Here is a 2,666-nt window from a genome sequence, read left to right on the forward strand (position 1 = left end):
TCCTCGACCACCAACACCTCCCCCTCACCACCATCACCAACACCACCCCCCACACCCACCTCTTCGACACCACCACCGTCCTCGAAAACTACCCCGTCGATTTCAGCTCCCTCAATGGGCTCGGCGATCTGCGGATCACCGGCTGGCATGCGCACGGAGACGGCATCACGCACTATCCGCTCACGCTTTCCGTGGTACCCGGGGAACGGCTGCGGGTCCGGCTCGCCCATCGCACCGAATACTTCGACCAGGCGACCGCCGAAAGCTATCTCGACCGCTATATCCGGCTGCTCGAAATCTACGCACAGGCACCCGATACCCGGATCCGCGATCTCGATCTCCTCACCCCGGCGGAACGGGACCGGCTGGTGCCCGAACGCTGGCGCGACCGGACACCCCGGCCGGACCACCGGCTCCTCCCGGAGCTCTTCGAGGCCCGGGCCGCGGCGACGCCGGACGCCATCGCCGTCACCTGCGGATCCCGGTCGCTCGGCTACGCCGAACTCAACGAACGGGCCAACCGGCTCGCCCACCACCTCATCGGGCGGGGTGTCGGACCCGAGGACGTGGTCGCCCTGGTACTGCCCCGGTCGGCCGAGACCATCGTCTCCGTACTCGCCGTCCTCAAAGCCGGGGCCGCCTACCTCCCCATCGAACCGGGGGACCCGGCCGACCGGATCGCCTTCGTCGTCGACGACGCCGGGGCCCGCCATCTCCTCACCACCGCGGAGACGGCGACGGACCTGCCCGAACCGGCGGTGCCGCGAACCGTGCTGGACGACCCCGGCACCGTACGCCGACTCGCGGAGCTGCCCGCCACCAATCCGACGGACGCCGACCGAATCGCCCCGCTCCTCGCGGACCACCGCGCCTATGTCATCTACACCTCCGGCTCCACCGGCCGCCCCAAGGGTGTGGTCGTCCCCCATTCCACCGTGCACCGGCTGCTCACCGAGACGGACCACTGGTTCGGCTTCGGCTCCGACGACGTCTGGCTGCTCTTCCACTCCTACGCCTTCGACGTCTCCGTCTGGGAGATCTGGGGCGCCCTGCTGCACGGCGGCCGGATCGTGATCGCCCCGCTCACCACCAGCCGGATCGCGACGGAACTCCGCCGACTGATGGTGGACGAGGGGGTCACGGTCCTCAACCAGACGCCGTCGGCCTTCTACCAGCTGATCCAGGCGGACCGGGAGGCCACGCCCGCCGACGGACGGCTCGCCCTGCGCCGGGTGATCCTGGCGGGCGAGGCCCTCGACCCGACCCGGCTGGCCGACTGGTACGAGCGGCACGCCGATACCGAGCCGGTCCTGGTGAACATGTACGGCCCCACCGAGACCACGGTCTATGTGACCCATCACCACATCACGACCGCCGACACCGGTTCCGCCACCGGCGCCATCGGGGTCGCCGTCCCCGATATCCGGCTGCTCGTCCTCGACAGCGCGCTCCGCCCGGTGCCGCCGGGTGTCGCGGGTGAGCTGTACGTCGCCGGCGCCGGGCTGGCCCGGGGCTATCTCAACCGTCCGGGGCTCACCGCCGAACGCTTCGTCGCCGACCCCTACGGCCCGCCGGGTTCACGGATGTACCGCACCGGGGACCTGGCCCGCTGGAGCCGCGAGGGAATCCTCGACTATCTGGGCCGCGCCGACCAGCAGGTCAAGGTCCGCGGCTACCGGATCGAGCCGGGCGAGATCGAGTCCGTCCTGAGCGGTTGTCCCGGGATCGCCCGGGCCGCCGTCGGAACCCGGCTCGACCAGTCCGAGAACACCCAGCTCATCGCCTATGTCGTCCCGGCCGACGGGGTGACGGTGGATACCGCCGCACTGCGCCGGAACGCACTCCGCCGGCTGCCGGACCATATGGTCCCGGGCGTGTTCGTGGTGCTGTCCGAGCTGCCGCTGACCACCAGCGGAAAGCTGGACCGGCGGGCCCTGCCCGTCCCCGGGCCCGGTACCGGGCCCGGCGACACCGATCCGGACGGCGGCGAGGAGCCGCTGACGGAGCGGGAGCGCGTACTCGCCGGACTCTTCGCCGAGACCCTGGGGCTCGCCTCGGTCGGGGTGGACGACAACTTCTTCGAGCTCGGCGGCCACTCCCTGCTGGCGACCCGGCTCGCCGGGGCCATCCGGGCCGCGCTCGGCAAGGAAGTCACCGTACGGACCCTCTTCGACCACCCCACGGTCGCCCGGCTGATCCATCATCTGGACGACACCACCACCGTACGGCCGCCGCTGGAAGCCGCGATCCGGCCCCGGCTGGTTCCGCTGTCGTCGGCCCAGCGGCGGCTCTGGTTCCTCAACCAGCTCCAGGGCCCGACCCCCACCTACAACATCCCCTTCGTCATCGACCTCGGCGGAACCGTCGATCCGGAAGCCCTCCGCCAGGCGTTCATCGATCTGGTCGAGCGCCATGAAACGCTCCGGACCACCTTCCCCGAGACCGACGGCACCCCCCATCAGCACATCCACACCCCCGAAGAGGCCGAGCCCCGGCTGACACATCGGCGGATCGGCACCGAAGAGCTGCCCGCCGCGGTGGACGAGATCGTTCAGCAGGGCTTCGTGCTGACCGAGGAGTTTCCGCTCCGGGTGGCCCTGCTGACGACGGGTCCGGAGGAACACTCCCTCGTCCTCGTGGTCCATCACATCGCGGCCGACGGCGAA

The 2,666-nt window shown here is 70.6% G+C and carries 1 protein-coding gene; it reads left to right on the top strand.

The features are described 5' to 3' along the window. The coding region (locus tag ABZ714_RS34790) for an amino acid adenylation domain-containing protein (RefSeq protein WP_358829375.1) at positions 1-2,666 on the top strand (2,666 nt) is incomplete at both ends.

The organism is Streptomyces sp. NPDC006798 (assembly GCF_040635975.1).
In the GTDB taxonomy this organism is placed as follows: domain Bacteria; phylum Actinomycetota; class Actinomycetes; order Streptomycetales; family Streptomycetaceae; genus Streptomyces.